Source organism: Micromonospora sp. FIMYZ51, assembly GCF_038246755.1.
Lineage (GTDB): Bacteria > Actinomycetota > Actinomycetes > Mycobacteriales > Micromonosporaceae > Micromonospora.
Genome location: NZ_CP134706.1, coordinates 6,346,565 through 6,364,689 on the forward strand (window position 1 = coordinate 6,346,565; position 18,125 = coordinate 6,364,689).

Sequence of the window (18,125 nt, forward strand, 5' to 3'; positions counted from 1 at the left end):
CATGCCTACGACAGGGGCAGGAAGTCATACCGGGCCGGGCGACCGAGGAGTCCCCGGCTGGGGACGATCAAAAGGTAACGAGGGGTTGGGGGAGGGGTGGGGGAGGGGAAGGGGAGCCCGGGGTCAGGGTTAGGAGGTGGTGGCGAGGGTTAGGGGGAGGATGGCGGGGGCGCCGGCTTGGCGGAGCGCGCGGGCCGCCATGGTCATGGTCCAGCCGGAGTCGACCAGGTCGTCGACGAGGAGCACCGGGCCGTCCAGGCCGGCCAGGGTGTCGGCCAGTTCCTCGGCGACGACCAGGTTGCCGTGCAGGGTGCGGACCCGTTGGGCGCTGTTGCCGCGCGGCGCGTCGCCGCCGGTCGGCCCGGCCAGGGTGACCTGGCCGAGCAGCGGTAGCCGCCCGACGGTGGCGATCCGCTCGGCCAGCGAACCGATGAGCACCTGGTGGCTCTGCGAGTCGATGGTGACCACACCGGCCGGGCGGCTGGGCCACGGGTCGTCGCCGTGCGCCCAGGACTTGAGCACCTCGACGACGGCGGCGGCCACGTCGTCGGGCACCGGGCCGTCCGGCGTACCGGGCCCGACCAGGTTCCGCAGCCGGCCACCCCAACCGAGGTCGGAGAGCCGGCCGACCGCGCGGCCGGGCAGCGCCTGCTCGGCCGGGACGATCCGTCCCTTCAGCGGTACGCCGACCGCCGCCAGCCCGGTCGGCCAGAGCTTCTTCGGCGCGATCTGGACGCCGGGGCGGCCGAGGAAGCTCTGCGCGGCGGTCAGTGCAGCCGTGGACACCTCCGGCGTGAACAGTGCTTCGGCGCAACTGTCGCACCGGCCGCAGTCGGCCGCCGCCGCGTCGTCCAGGCACTCGCGCAGGTAACGCATCCGGCAACCGGTCGTCGCCGCGTACCCGAGCATGGCCTGCTGCTCGGCGGTGCGGGCGGCGGCGACGCGGCGCAGCCGGGCCTCGTCGTAGACCCAGGGCTCGCCGGTGGCGAGCCAGCCGCCGCGTACCCGGCGGACCGCGCCGTCGACGTCGAGCACCTTGAGCATCAGTTCCAACCGGGCCCGGCGCAGGTCGACCAGGGGTTCCAGGGCCTGGGTGGAGAGCGGCCGGTCGGTGTGCAGGGCGGCGAGCACGGCGCGTACCTGCTCCTCGGGTGGGAAGGCGAGCGAGGCGAAGTACCGCCAGATGGCGGCGTCCTCGGCACCGGGCAGCAGCAACACCTCGGCGTGCTCGACGGCCCGACCGGCCCGGCCGACCTGCTGGTAGTACGCGATCGGCGAGGGTGGCGCGCCAAGGTGCACCACGAACCCGAGATCCGGCTTGTCGAAGCCCATCCCGAGCGCGCTGGTGGCGACCAACGCCTTGATCTTGTTGTCCAGCAGGTCCTGCTCGGCCGCGCGCCGGTCGGCGTCCTCGGCCTGCCCGGTGTACGCGGCCACCGACCAGCCCCGCGAGCGTAGGAACTCGGCGGTCTCGGTGGCCGACGCGACGGTGAGCGTGTAGACGATCCCGGAGCCGGGAAGCCGGTCCAGGTGGTCGGCGAGCCAGCCGAGCCGGTGCGCCGGGCTGGGCAGTTCGAGTACGCCCAACCGCAGCGACTCACGGTCCAGACTGCCGCGCAGCACCAGCACGTCGGCCCGCGCCACGGTCGGGTCGGTCGGCTCGGTGCCGAGTTGCTCGGCCACGTCCCGGGTGACCCGGGCGTTGGCGGTGGCGGTGGTGGCCAGCACCGGGGTCTGCTCCGGCAGGTTGCCGAGGAAGGTACGCAGCCGGCGGTAGTCCGGCCGGAAGTCGTGCCCCCAGTCCGACACGCAGTGCGCCTCGTCGACCACGAGCAGGCCGGTGGTCGCGGCCAGTTTCGGCAGTACGCCGTCGCGGAACTCCGGATTGTTGAGCCGTTCGGGGCTGATCAGCAGCACGTCCACCGAACCGGCGTGGATCTCGTCGGTGATCTCCGCCCACTCGTCGAGGTTTGCCGAGTTGATGGTCCGGGCCCGGATTCCGGCCCGGCCGGCCGCCTCGACCTGGTTACGCATCAACGCCAGCAGCGGCGACACGATCACCGTCGGCCCGCTCGGCTCCTCGCGTTCGCGCAACAGCGCGGTGGCCACGAAGTAGACGGCCGACTTGCCCCACCCGGTGCGTTGTACGCAGAGCACCCGCCGCCGGTCGACCACAAGCGCCTCGATCGCCCGCCACTGGTCCTCGCGCAGCCGGGCGTGGTCGCCGGCCAGCCGGCGCAGCACCGCCTCGGCCCGCTGCCGGACGCTGTCACGGCCGGCTGAACCGGCCGAACCTGGGCCCGCCGTCGCTTCCTCGCTCATCCGGCCTTTCTACCAGCGCGGCCTGTCATCGGCGGACGAGTCGGCCCGCGACCCCGGCAACCAGCGTCGCAGCCGGCGCCCTACCGAGTCAGCCCGCGACCCCGGCAACCAGCGTCGCAGCCGGCGCCCTACCGAGTCAGCCCGCGACCGCGCGGAGTCTGGCATAGGATTCCCGTTCGTTCCCGGAGAATAGAGACGAGATGATTCAGCGAACCGGCACCACCGCCGTCACCCGGCGGTTCGCGGCCACTGCGGTCGCCCTGCTGGCGGCGGCTCTGGTGGCCGGCTGCGACGGCAAGGATGCCAGCCCACAGGCTGCCCCACCGCCACCTCCCGACCCCAAGCAGGAACTGCTGGCGGCGGTGCCGGGCACCGACGACCCGGCCTTCCGCTTCAGCACGAGCGACGCCTCGGGCGACGTGTCCGGCGTGGTCGACCCGGTGAACCGGGGCATGGAGATGCAGGTCGTCGGCAAGGAGAAGGACTTCACCCTGGAGATGTCCTTCCGGATCGTCGAGACCCGCACCTGGATGAAGGTGAACTTCAAGGGCGAGCAGGACCTCCAGAAGCTGATGAAGCTGCCCACCACCTGGATGGAGTTGGACCCGGCCAAGATGGCGGGGTCGGAGCCGGTGCCCGCGTACGAGGGCACCGATCCGGGCAACGCCGAGGTGATCATTCGCGCGGCCACCGACGTCCAGGCCGGCGAGGGCGGGACGTACACCGGTGTGGTCGACTTCTCCAGCCAGCCGGACCTGGTGGAGGCGATGGAGGGCGTGGCACCCCTCGACAAGGCCACCGCGCCGATTCCGCTCACCGCCGTCGTCGGCCCGGACGGCAACCTCACCTCGCTGACCCTGGCGATCCCGGCCATCGGTAAGCAGAAGGCGTCGAAGTACGTGGTGGAGTACTCCGACTTCGGCACCGCCCCGCAGATCGTCGCATTCGTCGGTGACGAGGCGAAGCCGGCACCGAAGTCGGCGTACGACATGCTCAACGGCTGACCGGAGACGGCGGGCGGGCGGCACGCCGTTGTGCCGCCCGCCCGCGCCACGCGATCAGCCCTCCCGGCGCGGGCCCAGCCGCAGGGAGTTGCGGAGCAGAGCCAGCCGGGGCGCCAGGCTGGCCAGGCCGCCGGGGAAGAAGTAGACCGCCAGGATGAAGACGGTGCCCAGCACGAAGAGCGGCTCGGAGAGCGGCCGGCTGAGGAAGGCCGGCAGCGCGTCCACCGCGCCGGAGCTGCCGAACGACACCAGCCGGTGGTCCAGGTACATGTAGAGGATGCCGCCAAGCACCGGCCCCCAGCGGGTGCCGGGCCCGCCGAGCACCACCATCACCAGCAGCGACAGGGTCAGCTCACTGCTTGTGATGTGCGGCGAGGCGCCGCCGACGATCAGGCAGTAGACCACCCCGCCGGCCGCCGCCAGGCCGCCGGCCAGGGTGAAGGCGATCAACTTGAAGCGGTACGGGTCCAGCCCGAGCACCCCGATGCGGCGCTCGTCGTCGCGCAGCCCGGCCAGCACCCGCCCGGTCGGCGAGCCGCTGACCCGGTGCACCACAAGCACCACCACGACCAGGTAGGCCAGGGCCAGCCAGTACAGGTTCACCGTGTTGGTGACCCCGACCAGCCCGGCGGGCAGTCCGGAGACGTCCAGCGGCAACCCTTCCTCGCCGCCGGTCAGCCCGCCGAAGTCGCGGGCCACCAGGATCGCCCCGACCTGGGCGAAGGCGAGCGTCACCATGGCGAAGGCGATCCCGACGGTACGCAACGCCACCGCACCGATCAGGCCGGCGAGGATCGTCCCGCCGACGATCGCCAGCGGCGCGGCCTGCCAGAGCGGCAGCCCGGCCCGGGTGATCAGGATGTCGGTGCCGTACACCCCGGCGGCGAAGTAGAGGGCGTGCCCGAAGGAGAGCATCCCGGTCCGCCCGAACAGCAGGTCGTAGCCGGCCGCCAGACCGCCGAAGACCAGGCAGACGGCGAGCAGTTGCAGGGTGCCGGGCGAGTTCAGCGCGCCCTCGAAGATGCCCGGCAGGTGCAGCGTCGAGTACGGCAGGATCAGCGCCACGGCCAGCACGACAAGCGGCAGGAAGGGACGCAGCCGGGAGGCGCGACCCGGGGTCAGCTCGGCCGGCACCGCCGCCGGGGGCGCGGGAACCTCGGGGCTGGAGACCTCGGTCATGCGATAGCCGCCTTTCCGGCAATGCCCTGCGGGCGCAGCAGCAGCACCACGGCGAGCAGCGCGACCACGCAGATGTCGCCCAGCCCGGAGGTGCCGTAGTAGTTCACGAACTGTTGCAGCAGCCCGACCGCGACCGCCGCGTACGCCGACCCGACCACCGAGCCCATGCCGCCGATGACCACCACGATGAACGCGAAGATCAGCAGCGAGCCGCCCTGCTGCGGCGAGACGGTGCCGAAGTAGACGCTGCCAAGCGCGCCGGCCAACGCGGCAGCCGCCCCGCCGATGGCGAAGACCAGGGTGAACGCCTTGCGTACGTCGATGCCCAGCGCGGTGACCATCTCCCGGTTCTCCACCCCGGCCCGGATGATCAGGCCGTAGCGGGTCCACTGGAGGAAGGCCAGGATCGCGGCGAGCACCAGCACCGCCGCGATGATCAGCAGCAGGCCGCCGTTGGGCACCTGCGCGCCGAGGATCGAGGTCACCTGGCGGGTCCACTCCGGGCGCGGGAACGGTCGGGCGTCCGCGCCCCAGGTGGCCTGCAACAGCGCCACCCCGGCCAGCGAGAGCCCCACGGTGACCAGCACCTGTTCGATGGTGCGGGAGTAGAGCGGGCGGATCAGCACCAGCTCGACAAGCACCGCCATCAACGTCCCGGCGGCCACCCCGAAGGCGACCGCGAGCACGAAACCGAGGCCGTCGGCCCCGGCACCGGGCAGGTTCCCGGCCGCCCACCAGGTGGCGTACGCGCCGACGCCGAGGAACAGCCCGTGCGCGAAGTTGAGCACGTCGGCCAGGCCGAAGACCAGCGACAGCCCGGAGGCCACCAGGAAGTACAGTGCCGCCAGGCCGAGCCCGGTCAGCGTGAGCAGGATGATCGCGTCCACTAGTGCTGCACCTCCGCCGAGCCGACCCCGAGCAGCGACTTCGTCAGCCCGGTCGCCGAGAGCAGTTCCTGGGCGTCGCCGGTCCAGGCCACCTTGCCGGCGGCGAGCACCACCGCGTCCCGGGCCAGCCGCCGGACCACGGCCAGGTTCTGCTCGACCAGCAGCACCGGCACGGATTCGGCGACCCGTTCCAGCACCTCGGCCACCTCGGTCACCACCTTCGGCGCCAACCCCTTGGTCGGCTCGTCGACAAGCAACAGCCGGTTGTCGTTGAGCAGCACCCGGCCGATGGCGAGCATCTGCTGCTGCCCGCCGGAGAGTGAGCCGGCCCGCTGCCGGGAGCGTCGGTCCAGTTCGGGAAAGAGCGCGAACACCCGGTCGTACGCCGGAGTGCTGCCGCGCCGCTCGGCGAGCCGCAGGTTCTCCGCGACGGTGAGGCCGGCGAAGACGCACCGGTCCTCCGGCACGTAGCCGAGCCCGCCGCGGACCAGGCGGTGGGTCGGCCGGTCCAACAGCGACTGGTCGCCCATCCGGACCGTGCCGCCGACCTCGCCGTTGCGGGGTGTCAGGCCGACCACCGCGCGCAGGGTGGTGGTCTTGCCGACGCCGTTGCGGCCGAGCAGCACGGTCACCCCGGTCGGCGCCACCGTGAAGGACACCCCCTGGAGGATGTGCAGCCCGGCGATCCGCACCGACAGGTCGTCCACGGCGAGTACCGGCTCGGTTCCGGAGCCGCCGTCCGGTCGCGGCTGCGCGGCGCGCAGATCCGGCTCACTGCTCGCGGTCACAGCTCCTCCCCCAGGTACGCCTCTTGCACGGTCGGGTTGGCCATCACCGTCTCCGGGGTGTCGCAGGCCAGCAGGGCGCCGTGGTGCATCACGGCGATCCGGTCGGCCAGTTCCAGGATCACGTCCATGTGGTGCTCGACCATCAGCACCGACCGGCCGCTGTCGCCGGTCAGCGACCGGATCACCCGGATCAGTTCCGGCACGTCCTCGGCGCTGACCCCGGCCATCGGCTCGTCCAGCAGCATCACCCTCGGTTCGCCGGCCAGCAGCAGCGCGATCTCCAGCTTGCGTTTCTCGCCGTGGGCGAGGGTGCCGGCCAACGCCGTACCCCGGTGGGCCAGGCCGACCTGGTCGAGCGCCGCGTCGGCGGCGGCGGCCACCTCCCGGTCGGCCGCCGCCCGCCGCCACAGCTTCATCGATCCCCCGCGGTGCGCCTGCACGGCGAGCCGGACGTTCTCCCGCACGCTCAGCGAGCCGAAGACCGAGGACGCCTGGAAGGTACGCCCCAACCCGAGCCGGGCCCGCCGGTACGGCGGCAGGGCGGAGATGTCCCGCCCGTCCAGGGTGACCTTCCCCTCGGTGGCCCGGCGCAGGCCGGTGATCAGGTTGAACAGTGAGGTCTTGCCGGCGCCGTTGGGCCCGATCACGCCGAGGAACTCCCCGGGCGCCAGGTCGAGGTGGACGGAGTCGACGATGGCGACCTCACCGATCCGCCAGGTCAGACCGCGGGTGGCGAGCATGCTTGCCTCAGCCCTTCATCGCCTGGACCGGGGGCGCGCTCTCCTCGCCGGTGAGCGCCTTCTGCGCGGCGGCGGTGAAGTTCTCCCCGCTGCCGGTCAGGCTCGCCTGGTACATCGGCTGGAGCAGGGCGTGGTCCTCGGCGCGGATGGTCATGGTGCCCTTCACGCCCTCGAAGCTCCACCCCTCCAGCGCGGCGACCATCTTGTCGACGTCGTCGCCGCCCTCCTGCACGGCCCGGACCACCATCTGCGCGGCGGCGAAGCCGTCCGGGTGGAACAGGTCGAGGGTGCCGCCGGGAACCTTGGCCTTGGCGGCCTTGGCCGCCTCGGTGTCGCTGGCCCCGTCGAAGTAGTGCGACAGGAAGGAGATCTTGCTGCCGGCCGCGCCGAAGGTGGGCCAGGAGGCGCGGATGTCCAGGCCGGTGACGACCGTGGTGGAGGTCAGCACCCCCTGCTGGTCGAGAGTCTGCCACATCGCCGGGGCGGTGGCACCGGCCCAGGCGACGAAGAGCAGGTCCGGCTTGGCGGCCTTGATCTGGCTGGCGAACGGGGTGAACTCGGTGGCGCTGGCCGGTGCCCGGACCGCGCTGACGGTCGCCCCGGCACCGCCGATGACCTCCTTCACCGCCGCCTCGTTGGCGTCGCCGAAGGCACCGTCCTGGGCGAAGACCACCACCTTCTTGCCGGTCGGGTCGCCGATGAACGACCGGGCGGTCACCACGTCCTGGTACGACTGCCGGCCGGAGCGGAACGTGTACTTGTTCGCGCCGGTCACCGCGTCGGTGGCGGCCGGCCCGGAGATGAAGAGCACCTTGTTCTGGGCCGCGATCGGGGCCACCTGGAGCGCCACGCCGGACGCCGTCGAGCCAGCAATGATCTTGCTGCCCTTGCCGATCAGGTCCTTGGCCGCGGAGACCGCCTTCGCCGGGTCACCGGCGTCGTCGACCTCGGTGATCTCGATCGCCCGGTCGCCCACCTTGTTGGTGCCGTTGGTGGCGAAGTCCAGGCCGGCCCGGAACCCTTCGATGTACTGCTTTCCGTAACTGGCAAGCGCTCCCGACTGGGAGTAGACCAGCCCAACCTTCACCGGCGCGGCGCTGTCGCCACCGCCGCTGGCAGTGTCCTGCGGACTGCCACACGCCGTGGCCGCGAGCGCCGCGGCCATCATCGTGGCGGTGGACAGGAACACCCGTCGTGTCGTCCGAACCGTCATAGCGACTCCACGTGAGGACTCAGAGGGAGAGGAAACCTTATGTGTCGGCTCACGCTAGAAGTGACGTCACCCACGGGCTATGTGGCGGAAACACACAAGTAACCAGGATGGAGTGGCCGGCCTTTACAAACACCGGCCCGCGCCGACCACCCCACCGCCTCCCGGCAGCGACCACCGCCACCCCCACCCCCACCCCTGTGTCGATGCCCCACGCCCCTTGATCAACTCCGTTCCGCCGGCATGGCGGCATCAGCCGCCCCCGGATATCGCCATGCCGCCGATCTGGTGTCGATCACCGCCGGCCTGGCCGGGCCCTCCGCCCGGAGGCGTGGCAGGGTCCGTCGTGGTCGGCCAGGCGTGGGCACCGGCCGCCCGCGTTGCGCCGGTCGCAGAACACCCAGTGGTGTACGAACTGAGCCTCCTCCTCGGAGACCATGGTTCCCGCGGCGACCCGGTGCAGGTAGGCGTACACCTCGTCCGGGTCGATCCCGCGCCGCACCGAGCGGAACCCTGTCGCTGCTCCACCGTTGATCATGAAGTTAGCGGCAGTAGTTGATCTTCAAAGTGCCGCTAACCTCATGATCAACGCGACAACGGTAGGTGACTACTCGGGAGCCAGTTGCCGGGTCAGCCGGTCGAGGCCGCCCTTGATCAGCCGCCCGTACTCGTCGTCGCCGAGCGCGCCGATGCCCGCCTCCGCGCGCCGGAGGTGCTCGCGCGCCCGGTCGAGGTCGCCGAGCTTGCGGTAGCACTCGCCCAGGTTTAGGTGCAGCGACGGATACAGGCCAGCCAGCGGCAACGCCACGCCGGCCTCGGCTACCCGGGCTTCGGTGAGCAGGTCGGCCGCCGCCAGCGCCCGCTGGTCCCAGAGCAACTCCTGGCGTACGTCGTCCTGCACATCCGCCATCGAGTGGGCGAGAACGCAAACGTGCAGCGGATCGCCCCGCTCCCCGCCGATCTCAGCCCAGATCTGCGCGAACAGGTCGCGAGCAGCGTCCCGCTGGCCTTGGTGGTGATGCAACTGCACTCCTTGATTGATGCGGGTCATCGTTGCATCGGGGGTCATCGGCTCTCCTGCCCGGCTCAGCTCGTGACGCTGAAGTCGATCGTACTTGCCTTCGAGAGCAGCGGGCAGGACGACGCGACACACCGGGCGGGACGAGAGAACTACATTCATTCACACTCTCCGCTACTGTCACCTCACCCTTTGGTGATGCGGCGAGGGAGGGTGCGGTGGCCGCGAACGAGGAGTTCTTCGCCACTCGGAAGGCCGCCGCCGTGCTGAAACACGGCATCCTCAAGCGCTACCCGGTCGTCTTCGCCTCGAAGACCGGCCAGGGCAACCCCGTCGTCTTTCTCGACGGCTACGCCGGACGCGGCGAATACGACGACGGCAAAGAGGCGGGCTCGCCACTTCTCCTGTCTCGTTGCGCGGACACGGTGCGGGACTTCCGCAACGTGACGCTCTTCTTCGTGGAGCAGAATCCGGACCACTTCGCCAACCTGCAACAGGTGCTCGCGGCGAAGGGCGGCACGACCAAGCGCATCCTGCGACAGGGAGATGTCGCAGATCATCTGCCCGAGGTGCTGACCGTTGCCCGTGGTGCCTCCCTCTTCGCGTTCCTGGACCCGTTCGGGCTCGCCCTCGACTTCGACCTGGTGCGCTCGAAGCTGCTCGGCCGGGCAGCCGGTCGACCCACCGAAGTGCTCCTGCACCTCAGCGTGTCAGCGGTGGCTCGGATGGGTCGGGCGGTCCAGACCGCCCGTAGCCGCAGCGGCCATCTCGCGCCGGATCATCACAGGACGGCCAGTCACCTGACCAGGTTTCTCGGTGGCGACTGGTGGCAGGAGCACTTCGCCACCGTGGGCCGGGAGAACGATCACGAACGCGCGACCGATATCGCGCTGCGGGTCGGCGCTGAGTACGACAAGCGGCTCACCGCAGGCAGCGCGTTCAAGGCGATCGCCATGCCCGTCCGCCCCCGCCCCGAACTGGCTCCAAAATATGTCCTGACCCTTTTCACCACGCATTCCGACGGTGCCTGGCACTTCGTCAACGCGCTCGGGCAGGCCGGGCTCGATCTGGAGGAGGAGCACTACAACAGCCGGATGGGCCCGGACACGCTCTTCGGGGGGATGACGCCCTTCGACCGGGAACGCCACATCAGAGCGACCATGCCCCGCATCTCCGCGATCATCGAAGGCAACATCCTCCGCCTCCTGAAAGAGATGCGGCAGGTACGGCTCGCCGATCACGTGTCCGAGGTGTACGCGGACGTCCTGGGACAGGCGTGGGAGAGGCATGCTCGGCACGCCGTCAAGTCGTTGCACAAGCGCGGCCTGATCGACCACAAGGGCATCGGCGACTTCTGGAAATCGTCGATCTGCCGACTCTGAGCGCCTGCGCCCGATCAGTCGTTATGCGAGCACCGGTAGGCGTGGCTCGGGCAGTTCGTCCCAGGTACGGCCGTCGAGGATTCGGCCACCTGCCTTCGGTGTCCGCCCACCCCACTGCTTGAAGAAGAACGCCGTACCGGAGCCGCTGCACTGGTCGCGCAGGTCCGCCACCCAGGCCGGTTCCATCGGCCGGCAGCCCGACCCCGACTCGCCGCCCGCGATCAACCAGTCGATCCCGTCGAGATCGAGGCTCGGCAGCGGGCCCAGCAGCGGCTCGGCCGAGATGAAGCGCACCACCGCCGGCACCGCACGCAAATGGTCGACGCGAGCCCGTTGGCTGTCGTCTTCGACGCTCACGCCCATCCAGACGTTCGGCGGCCAGTCGATGTGCGGCGCCAGCTTCGCCAGCCGAGCGGCGCGTTTGGTGAGGACCTGGTAGGTATGCCAGGGCGTTTCACGCATGACTTCGAACACCCGCTGCACGTGACTGAGCGGCACCCGGGCGTGGAACAGGTCGGACATCGAGTTGACGAAGATCGTGCGAGACTCGCGCCAGCGACGGGGCACGTCGAGCGCCTCCGGGTGCAGGGCCACACCGAATCCCGGCCCAGACGTACGCGGATCGCCGTCGGTCTGGTACTTCGTCGAGCCCATGGCCTTCAAGCGCTTCGCGAGCGTCATCGCGTAGCAGTTGTCGCAGCCGGTCGAGATGCGATCGCAACCTGTGGTGGGATTCCAGGTCGCCTCGGTCCACTCGATGGCGCTCTTGTCCGCCACGCGCTTCTCCTCCCGCTCGAAGCGCCAATACTGTCGAACAACCGTACGTGTGTGAAGGATCGCCGCGCGTGTCGGAACATATCCGTCAGCGCATCGAACGGCCCGCCACCCTGGGCGGGGTGGCGGGCCGGTGGGTCTATTGCGGTGGGTCAGCGGCGGGAAAGGCCGGCGCGGGCGGCCACGGCGGTGTCCGGGTGGTCGGTGAAGACGCCGTCGAGGCCGAGGGAGTAGAACAGCTCGTACTCGGCCTGGATGTCGCCACGGGCGTTCGGGTCGGTGCCGAGCCGAAAGTCGACCGGCAGGAACTGGTTCTCGGCCCGGAAGGTCCAGGCGTGCACGATCAGCTTTTCCCGGTGCGCGTCGCGGATCAGCGTGGTCGGTGCGAGCAGCCTACCGGCGGAGTCGCGCGGCACGATCAGGTTCTTGTGCGCGCCGATTCCGTCGGCGTACCTGGCGATCCACTTCAGACCGGCCGGCGTGGCCAGGTCGCGGTAGGTGCGGGCGTCGCCGGAGACGGTGAAGTCGTACGGGCGGCCGGCGGCGTCCAGCAGCTGGGCCAACCGTACGTCGGTCATCCGGTCCAGCCGCCGCAGGTTCGCCGTCTCGAAGGACTGGACGATCACCGGGGCGGACCGCTTCGTCCAACCGTTGCGCCGCAGCACCTCGACCAGCGGCTCCTCCAGCGGCAGCCCGATCGAGGCGAAGTAGCTGGGGTGCTTGGTCTCCGGGTACACCCCGATCACCCGCCCCCGCGCCTTCCCCTCGGTCCGGGCCAGGTCGATCACCTCCTGGAAGGTAGGCACCTGGTACCGCCCATCGTAGGCGGTGTTGGTCACCCGTACCTGCGGCAGCCGCTCGACGGCCCGCAGCGTGCGCAGTTCGGCCAGGGTGAAGTCCTCGGTGAACCAGCCGGTCACCGAGGTACCGTCGATGCTCTTCGTCGTCCGGCGGTCGGCGAACTCGGGCCGGGTCGCCACGTCCGTCGTACCGCTGATCTCGTTCTCGTGCCGGGCGACAAGCACGCCGTCGGCGGTCGCGACCAGGTCCGGTTCGATGTAGTCGGCGCCCATCCGGATCGCCAGCTGGTACGCCTCGATCGTGTGCTCCGGCCGGTAGCCACTCGCGCCCCGGTGGCCGATCACGACGGGCTGGTCGCCGGCCCGGACCGGATCCGCGCCACCTGTCGGCTTCGCCGAGGCGACCACGCCGGGCGTGACCAGACCGGCGGCGAGCAGGGCCACCGAAGCGCCGAGGGCGGAAAGAATACGTCGTCGCAACGCGGTCTCCTTCGTCGAGGGGAACCGCCTCAGCACATCCGGCCGGGCTGACCGCCAGTTGGTCCGCGCCTGGCCAGGCGTTGAATCCTCGGTATTCGACTCCAAAGAAACGGGTGAAATCGGAAGATTGTCGTGTGCGCCGGTTCTTTCGTCACCCCGTCCGGCTGGTGCCGATCAGCTTCCTGGTGGCGATCCTGCTCGGCACCGTGCTGCTGATGCTGCCGCCGATGGCGATCGAGGACCGACACCCGTCCTTCCTCACCGCGCTCTTCACCAGCACCTCGGCGATCTCGGTCACCGGGCTGGCCGTCGTCGAAACGCCGAGCTACTGGTCCACCCTCGGCCTGGTGGTGCTCACCGTGCTCACCCAACTCGGTGGCCTCGGCATCCTGACCGGCGCGGCGCTGGTGATCCTGACCGTCTCCCGGCGGCTCGGCCTGCACAACCGGCTGTTGGTGCAGGCCGAGACCCTGGAGTACGGGATCGGCAACGTCGGCCGGTTGCTGCTGCACATCGGGGCCACGGTGCTGGCCTGCGAGGTGCTGATGACGATCGTCGTCACCGGGCGGCTCTGGCTGGCCTACGACTACTCGCTGGGTCGCGCGCTCTGGTCGGCCGGCTTCCACGCCGTGCAAGCCTTCAACAACTCCGGCTTCTCGCTCTACCCCGACGGGCTGCTGGCCTTCTCCCGGGATCCCTGGGTCACCCTGCCGCTGGCGCTCGGCAGCATCATCGGCGGGCTCGGCTTCCCGGCGCTGTTCGAGGCGGTCCGCCACTGGCGACAGCCCAACCGCTGGGCGGTCGCCACCAAGCTGACCATCTGGGGCAGTGTCGTGCTGGTGGTCGTCGGCACCACGGTCTTCCTGGCCATCGAGTGGGCCAACCGGGGCACGCTCGGGCAGTACGCCGCCGCGGACAAGGTGCTCGCCGCGTTCGGCCAGATCGCGCTCGCCCGCACCGGCGGGATGGAGGTGGTGCCGGCCGGCGCGATCCGGGAGGAGAGCTACCCGCTGCTGATCTGGTTGATGTTCATCGGCGGCGGCAGTGCCAGCACCGCTGGCGGGATCAAGGTCGCCACCTTCTTCCTGCTGGCCTTCGTCATCTGGGCCGAGATTCGCGGCGAGCCGGACGTGACGGTCGGGCAGCGCCGGGTCGCCACCGCCAGCCAGCGGCAGGCGCTCACCGTCGCCCTGCTGAGCGTCGCGATCGTGGCGGCAGCCGCGAGCCTGCTCATCGCGATGACCAACCACCTGCCGTTCCAGGCGGCCCTCTTCGAGATCACCTCGGCCTTCAGCACCACCGGACTCACGGTGGGCGTGACGGAGGGACTCTCCGACGCCGGTCGCCTGCTGCTGATCGTGCTGATGTACGTCGGCCGGATCGGGCCACTCACCCTCGGCTCGGCGATCGCCCTGAACACCCGGCATCGGCTCTACCGCTACCCAGAGGAGCAACCCATTGTCGGATAGGAAAGCTGACTTCGGCGCTATCGCCGTGATCGGGCTCGGCCGATTCGGTTGCCACCTCGCCGGGTCGCTCACCGCGCTCGGCCACGAGGTGCTGGCGATCGACTCCAACCCGCAGCAGGTGCAGCGGTGGTCGGCGCAGCTGCCCCAGGTGGCGCAGGCCGACTCCACAAACGGGGAGGCGCTGCGCCAACTCGGCGTGGCGGAGCTGCAACGGGTGGTGGTGGCCATCGGCGCCTCGGTGGAGGCCAGCGTGCTCACCGTGCTCGCCCTTGTCGAGCTGAACGTGCCGCAGATCTGGGCACGGGCCACCTCCACCCAGCACGCGAAGATCCTCGAAGCGGTCGGCGCCCAACACGTGATCTTTCCCGAGGCGGAGACGGGCGAGCGGCTGGCCCATCTGATCGTCAGCCGGATGCTCGACTTCGTGGAGATCGAGGGTGCCTTCGCCATCGCGAAGATGCGGGTACCCGGGCCGTTGGTCGCCCGCTCGATCAGCCAGGCCTGGCTGGTGGCGCGGCACGGCGTACGGGTGGTCGGAATCAAGCGGGCCGGCGAGACCCGCTACCGCTACGTCTCCGAGGGGCTGGATCTCAGCCGGGACGACATCATCATCGTGGAAGGCACCATCGAGCAGGTCCAGCGCTTCTCCATGCTGTCCTGACCCGAAGCGGTCAGCCACGCTGTCCTGACCCGAAGCGGTCAGCCGCCCTTGGCGTGCTTCGGCGGCCCGCCACCCGGCTTGCCCTTCTTGCCGGCCCTGGCCTTCTCCGACTTGCCCTTTCCGGACGTACCCTTCGCCAGCTGGGCGTGCTCCGGCTTGCCCTTCTTCGGCTTGCCCTTGCCCGGCTTGCCCTTCTTGGGCTGCGCCTTCTTCGACTCCGACTTTGCCTTGGCCCCACCGGCGCCACCCGAACCGGCCTTGCCGGTCTCGGCGCGCACCGGCTTCGGGGCCGGCTTGGTGCTCGGCGCGGCACCGGCCACCCCCGAGACCTGCACGCCGCACAGGTCGTCGCCCACCCGGAACTCCAGCGGCAGCGGATTCGACCCGGTGTACGTGCCGGTGAGGGTCAACTTCTCGGTGGCACCCGGGGCCAGGGCGGGTCGCTGCGGGGCGGGCTGCACGACGACCGCACGTCCCTGCTGACGCACCGGTCCCGGAGTCGCCCGGGTCACCTGCTGCTCACCCGGGAAGGCGAAGCGCATCGTCCAGTCACGCAGCTCACGGTTGCCGGTGTTGGTCAGCTTCACCTCGGCGGTGAAGTCCTTGCCGGAGTCCTTGTGCAGCGCGTACGAGACCTGGCAAGGCTGCTGCTGGGCACCGCCGATGCGAGCCTCGGTCGGCTGGTCGATGCCCCCGCTGGCCGGGCTGTGCGAGGTGACCCCCCAGACCGCCGCCGTCACCGCCATCAGCGCGGCGGCAGCCACCGCCGCCTCGACCCGACGCCGACGGTCCATCGTCCGGCGGGTCCGCAGGCCGGCGAGCGGCAGCGCGTCGGTCGCCGCCGACCAGGGCAGGATCGTGGTGTTGATGCTGGCCAGCCGCAGCGGGTCGGTCCGCCCGTCGCCGACGGGCACGGCCGGTGCCCGACCGGCAGCCGCCGCGAGGGCCCGGGCCAGCTCGGTGGTGGCCGGGCGATCCGCCGGCCGCTTCGCCAGGCAGCGGCCGACCAGGCCGACGACATCGGCGGGCAGCCCCGGCACCGCCGGCATCGGCTCGGGCTCGTGGTACATGTGCGCCCGCAGCATCCCGGTGGTGGTGTCGGCCTGCCAGGGCAGCCGTCCGGTGAGCATCCGGTAGAGCAGCAGGCCCACCGCGTACACGTCGGTCGCCGGGCTGACCTGGCCGTTGTCCAGCCGTTCCGGAGCGAGGTAGGCGGGCGTGCCGAGCAGCGTGCCGTCCGGACCCTTCTCGCTCTCGCCGACAAGCGCCGAGATGCCGAAGTCGACCACCTTCACCCCGGTCGCGGTGAGCATCACGTTGCCGGGTGTCACATCACGGTGCACCACCCCACGGGCGTGCGCGGCAGCCAGTGCGGAGGCGACCTCCGCGGCGACCGTCACCGCCTCCCGCCACGGCAGCTGCCGGTCGCGGGCCAGCCGCGCGGTAAGCGGAACACCGTCGATCAGTTCCATCACCACGTACGGCACGGTCAGCCCGACCTGGTCGGACTCCCCGTAGTCGTACACGTTCGTGATGTTCGGGTGGCAGAGCCGCGCGGACGCCTGGGCCTCGCTGCGGATCCGGTGCCGGAAGGCCCGGTCGCTGGCCAGCCGCGAGGCGAGGACCTTGACCGCGACCTGGCGGCCGAGCACCTCGTCGTAGCCGCGCCACACCACCGACATGCCGCCCGCGCCGAGTTGCTCGACCAGCCGGTAACGCTCACCGAGCAGCTGCGCGCCCCTGCGTACCTCTGCACCCATGGTCGGCGTTGTTGCCCGACGTGAGGGTCGTTACACCTTTCTGGTCGGATTCGGTCAGCGATGTCACCCGATCAGGCGGTGGCCAGCAGTTGGTCCACCGGCGCGTAGTCGTCGGTGAGCACCAACGCGGCGCCGACGAAGTCGGTCAGCTCACCGCCGGAGAGCAGGCTGGCCGGCTCGTTCTCGGCGTCCAGGCGGACCCGCAGCGCCGCCAGCGGCAGCGGCGCGTCGGAGGCGACGATCAGGAAGTTCGCGCCCCGCTCCCCGGCCAGCGCCGCCGGTGGGGCGATCAGTGCCACGTGCCGGAACTCGGCGGCGACGGTGGCCACCTCGCTGGTGATGAAGCGCAGCGGCGGGTAGTCGATGACGTTCTGCACGTACACGCCGCCGGGCCGGGTGACCCGCCGAATCTCCGCGGCCATCTCCCGGGTGGCCAGGTGCCAGGGCACCACCAGGTGCCCGAACGCGTCGCCGACCACGAAGTCGCGGCTGTCAGTCGCCTCGGCGGCCACAAGCATCCGGGCGTCGCCCACCACCGCCCGCAGATCCGGCCCCTGCGCCACGCCGAGTTCCCGCTCGCCCAACTCGACCAGCCCGCCGTCGATTTCGAAGACCAGGTTGTCGGTGCCAGGCCGGGTGGCGGTCAGGTAGCGGGGCACGGTGAAACCGCCGCCGCCCAGGTGCAGCGCGTCGAGCCGGTGCCCCGGCGGGGCGATCACGTCGGCCGCCGCACCGATCCACCGGGTGTACGCGTACTCCAGGTGGGTCGGGTCCGCCAGATCCACGTACGAATGCTGGGCCGAGTTCAGCAGCAGCGTACGCCCGCTGGACCGGCCCGGATCCGCCTCGACCCGGGCGCAGTGGTACGCCGTCTCCACGTCGCACGGATCCGGTGCCACCACGGTCAGCCCGACCCCGACCAGACCGAGCGCCGCCAGGGCGGCCTTGACCCGGGCCGGACCGGGCAGCGTGGCGCGATCCTGCCGGCGCAGGTAGACCCAGAGCGCGATGCCGGTGATGCCGAGCGAGGCGGCCAGCCCGAACAGGATGACGGTGCTGGGCAGGGCGGCGACCAGCACGAAGCCGGTGACCAGGGTGGCCGTGACGGCACCCAGCGTGCCGATGCTGGACAGCCGGCCCACCACCTGACCGGTGCGGCGCAGATCGGCCAACTGAAGCTTGATCACCAGCGGGCTGACTGCGGAGAGCAGCATCGCGGGCGCGAAGACGGCGACCGCGACCAGCAGCAGAATGGCGCTGGCCGCACCGCCGCGCAGCACCTCACCGGCGTAGCGGACGGCGGGCAGGGTGATCGCGGTGGCGATGCCGGAGAGCACCAACGCCGGAGCCAGCAGGGTACGCGGGTTGCGCCGGTCGGCCAGCCAGCCGCCGGCCCACGCCCCGTACGCGATCGCGGCCAGCGCGATGCCGATGACCGAGCTGGTCACCTGGAGGGTGACCCCCACGTACGGCCCGACCAGCCGCAGCGCGGCGGTCTCCAGGACCAGGACGGCACCGCTGGAGTAGAAGACCAGGAACGCGGCGAGCCCGTTGGGCAGGGCCCGCGCGTCCTCTGGTCGAGCCGGTGCCGCTGGTGCCGACACCTCAGGCGTTGGAGAGTTCATCGTGGCGATGGTACGCAGCGACCCGG

General features: G+C 70.8%; 16 protein-coding genes. 4 read left to right on the forward strand and 12 right to left on the reverse strand.

Going from position 1 to position 18,125, the window contains the following annotated elements; genetic code table 11:
• Window positions 1–129: 129 nt before the first annotated feature.
• Complete coding sequence (locus QQG74_RS28515) at window positions 130–2,322, reverse strand: DEAD/DEAH box helicase (RefSeq protein WP_341717738.1); 2,193 nt, start codon at window positions 2,320–2,322, stop codon at window positions 130–132.
• A gap of 200 nt (window positions 2,323–2,522) precedes the next feature.
• Here QQG74_RS28515 and QQG74_RS28520 point away from each other — a divergent pair, with 200 nt between their 5' ends.
• Window positions 2,523–3,326, forward strand: coding sequence for a hypothetical protein (locus tag QQG74_RS28520; RefSeq protein WP_341717739.1), 804 nt, complete (start codon window positions 2,523–2,525; stop codon window positions 3,324–3,326).
• Window positions 3,327–3,380: 54 nt separating this feature from the next.
• Here QQG74_RS28520 and QQG74_RS28525 read toward each other — a convergent pair whose 3' ends face one another.
• From QQG74_RS28525 to QQG74_RS28555, 7 genes are all read right to left on the reverse strand, one after another.
• Window positions 3,381–4,505, reverse strand: a complete 1,125-nt coding sequence (locus QQG74_RS28525; protein WP_341717740.1) for a branched-chain amino acid ABC transporter permease — start codon at window positions 4,503–4,505, stop codon at window positions 3,381–3,383.
• Window positions 4,502–5,392 carry a branched-chain amino acid ABC transporter permease gene (locus QQG74_RS28530; RefSeq protein ID WP_341717741.1) on the reverse strand — a complete coding sequence of 297 codons (891 nt, stop codon included), beginning with the start codon at window positions 5,390–5,392 and terminating at the stop codon, window positions 4,502–4,504. The genes QQG74_RS28525 and QQG74_RS28530 overlap by 4 nt, the downstream gene beginning before the upstream one ends.
• On the reverse strand, window positions 5,392–6,156 hold the full coding sequence (locus QQG74_RS28535) for an ABC transporter ATP-binding protein (RefSeq protein ID WP_341721421.1): 765 nt from the start codon (window positions 6,154–6,156) through the stop codon (window positions 5,392–5,394). Before QQG74_RS28535 ends, QQG74_RS28530 begins: the two co-directional genes overlap by 1 nt.
• 20 nt (window positions 6,157–6,176) lie before the next feature.
• Window positions 6,177–6,920, reverse strand: a complete 744-nt coding sequence (locus tag QQG74_RS28540) for an ABC transporter ATP-binding protein (RefSeq protein WP_341717742.1) — start codon at window positions 6,918–6,920, stop codon at window positions 6,177–6,179.
• A 7-nt stretch (window positions 6,921–6,927) separates the two neighbouring features.
• The gene (locus QQG74_RS28545) at window positions 6,928–8,133 is read right to left on the reverse strand and encodes a substrate-binding domain-containing protein (RefSeq protein ID WP_341717743.1); all 1,206 of its coding nucleotides are present in this window, start codon (window positions 8,131–8,133) and stop codon (window positions 6,928–6,930) included.
• A gap of 292 nt (window positions 8,134–8,425) precedes the next feature.
• Window positions 8,426–8,632, reverse strand: a complete 207-nt coding sequence (locus QQG74_RS28550) for a hypothetical protein (protein WP_341717744.1) — start codon at window positions 8,630–8,632, stop codon at window positions 8,426–8,428.
• Between the two features lie 105 nt (window positions 8,633–8,737).
• Window positions 8,738–9,199, reverse strand: coding sequence for a tetratricopeptide repeat protein (locus tag QQG74_RS28555; protein ID WP_341717745.1), 462 nt, complete (start codon window positions 9,197–9,199; stop codon window positions 8,738–8,740).
• Between the two features lie 167 nt (window positions 9,200–9,366).
• Between QQG74_RS28555 and tcmP the strand changes: the two genes are divergently transcribed.
• Window positions 9,367–10,530, forward strand: a complete 1,164-nt coding sequence (tcmP, locus tag QQG74_RS28560) for a three-Cys-motif partner protein TcmP (RefSeq protein WP_341717746.1) — start codon at window positions 9,367–9,369, stop codon at window positions 10,528–10,530.
• A 21-nt stretch (window positions 10,531–10,551) separates the two neighbouring features.
• Here tcmP and QQG74_RS28565 read toward each other — a convergent pair whose 3' ends face one another.
• Together QQG74_RS28565 and QQG74_RS28570 are read right to left on the reverse strand one after the other, a co-directional pair.
• Entirely contained in the window at window positions 10,552–11,307 is a 756-nt protein-coding gene (locus QQG74_RS28565; protein ID WP_341717747.1) for a phage Gp37/Gp68 family protein, read from the reverse strand.
• Window positions 11,308–11,456: 149 nt separating this feature from the next.
• Window positions 11,457–12,584 carry a glycerophosphodiester phosphodiesterase gene (locus QQG74_RS28570; protein ID WP_341717748.1) on the reverse strand — a complete coding sequence of 376 codons (1,128 nt, stop codon included), beginning with the start codon at window positions 12,582–12,584 and terminating at the stop codon, window positions 11,457–11,459.
• A gap of 134 nt (window positions 12,585–12,718) precedes the next feature.
• Between QQG74_RS28570 and QQG74_RS28575 the strand changes: the two genes are divergently transcribed.
• Window positions 12,719–14,053, forward strand: coding sequence for a potassium transporter TrkG (locus tag QQG74_RS28575; RefSeq protein ID WP_341717749.1), 1,335 nt, complete (start codon window positions 12,719–12,721; stop codon window positions 14,051–14,053).
• A complete protein-coding gene (locus tag QQG74_RS28580) occupies window positions 14,043–14,714 on the forward strand; it encodes a TrkA family potassium uptake protein (protein WP_341717750.1) in 672 nt (223 codons plus the stop codon). Before QQG74_RS28575 ends, QQG74_RS28580 begins: the two co-directional genes overlap by 11 nt.
• A gap of 38 nt (window positions 14,715–14,752) precedes the next feature.
• On the opposite strand, the gene QQG74_RS28585 is transcribed toward QQG74_RS28580, so the two are convergent.
• A complete protein-coding gene (locus QQG74_RS28585) occupies window positions 14,753–16,474 on the reverse strand; it encodes a serine/threonine-protein kinase (protein ID WP_341717751.1) in 1,722 nt (573 codons plus the stop codon).
• Window positions 16,475–16,545: 71 nt separating this feature from the next.
• Window positions 16,546–18,099 (reverse strand): fused MFS/spermidine synthase, encoded by a 1,554-nt coding sequence (locus QQG74_RS28590; RefSeq protein ID WP_341717752.1) that lies wholly within the window; start codon window positions 18,097–18,099, stop codon window positions 16,546–16,548.
• Window positions 18,100–18,125 lie beyond the last annotated feature (26 nt).

Coding starts and splice junctions, on each gene's coding strand:
- QQG74_RS28515 (WP_341717738.1), bottom strand. CDS start 2,322: ATGAGCGAGGAAGCGACGGCGGGCCCAGGTTCGGCCGGTTCAGCCGGC.
- QQG74_RS28520 (WP_341717739.1), top strand. CDS start 2,523: ATGATTCAGCGAACCGGCACCACCGCCGTCACCCGGCGGTTCGCGGCC.
- QQG74_RS28525 (WP_341717740.1), bottom strand. CDS start 4,505: ATGACCGAGGTCTCCAGCCCCGAGGTTCCCGCGCCCCCGGCGGCGGTG.
- QQG74_RS28540 (WP_341717742.1), bottom strand. CDS start 6,920: ATGCTCGCCACCCGCGGTCTGACCTGGCGGATCGGTGAGGTCGCCATC.
- QQG74_RS28545 (WP_341717743.1), bottom strand. CDS start 8,133: ATGACGGTTCGGACGACACGACGGGTGTTCCTGTCCACCGCCACGATG.
- QQG74_RS28555 (WP_341717745.1), bottom strand. CDS start 9,199: ATGACCCCCGATGCAACGATGACCCGCATCAATCAAGGAGTGCAGTTG.
- QQG74_RS28585 (WP_341717751.1), bottom strand. CDS start 16,474: ATGGGTGCAGAGGTACGCAGGGGCGCGCAGCTGCTCGGTGAGCGTTAC.
- QQG74_RS28590 (WP_341717752.1), bottom strand. CDS start 18,099: ATGAACTCTCCAACGCCTGAGGTGTCGGCACCAGCGGCACCGGCTCGA.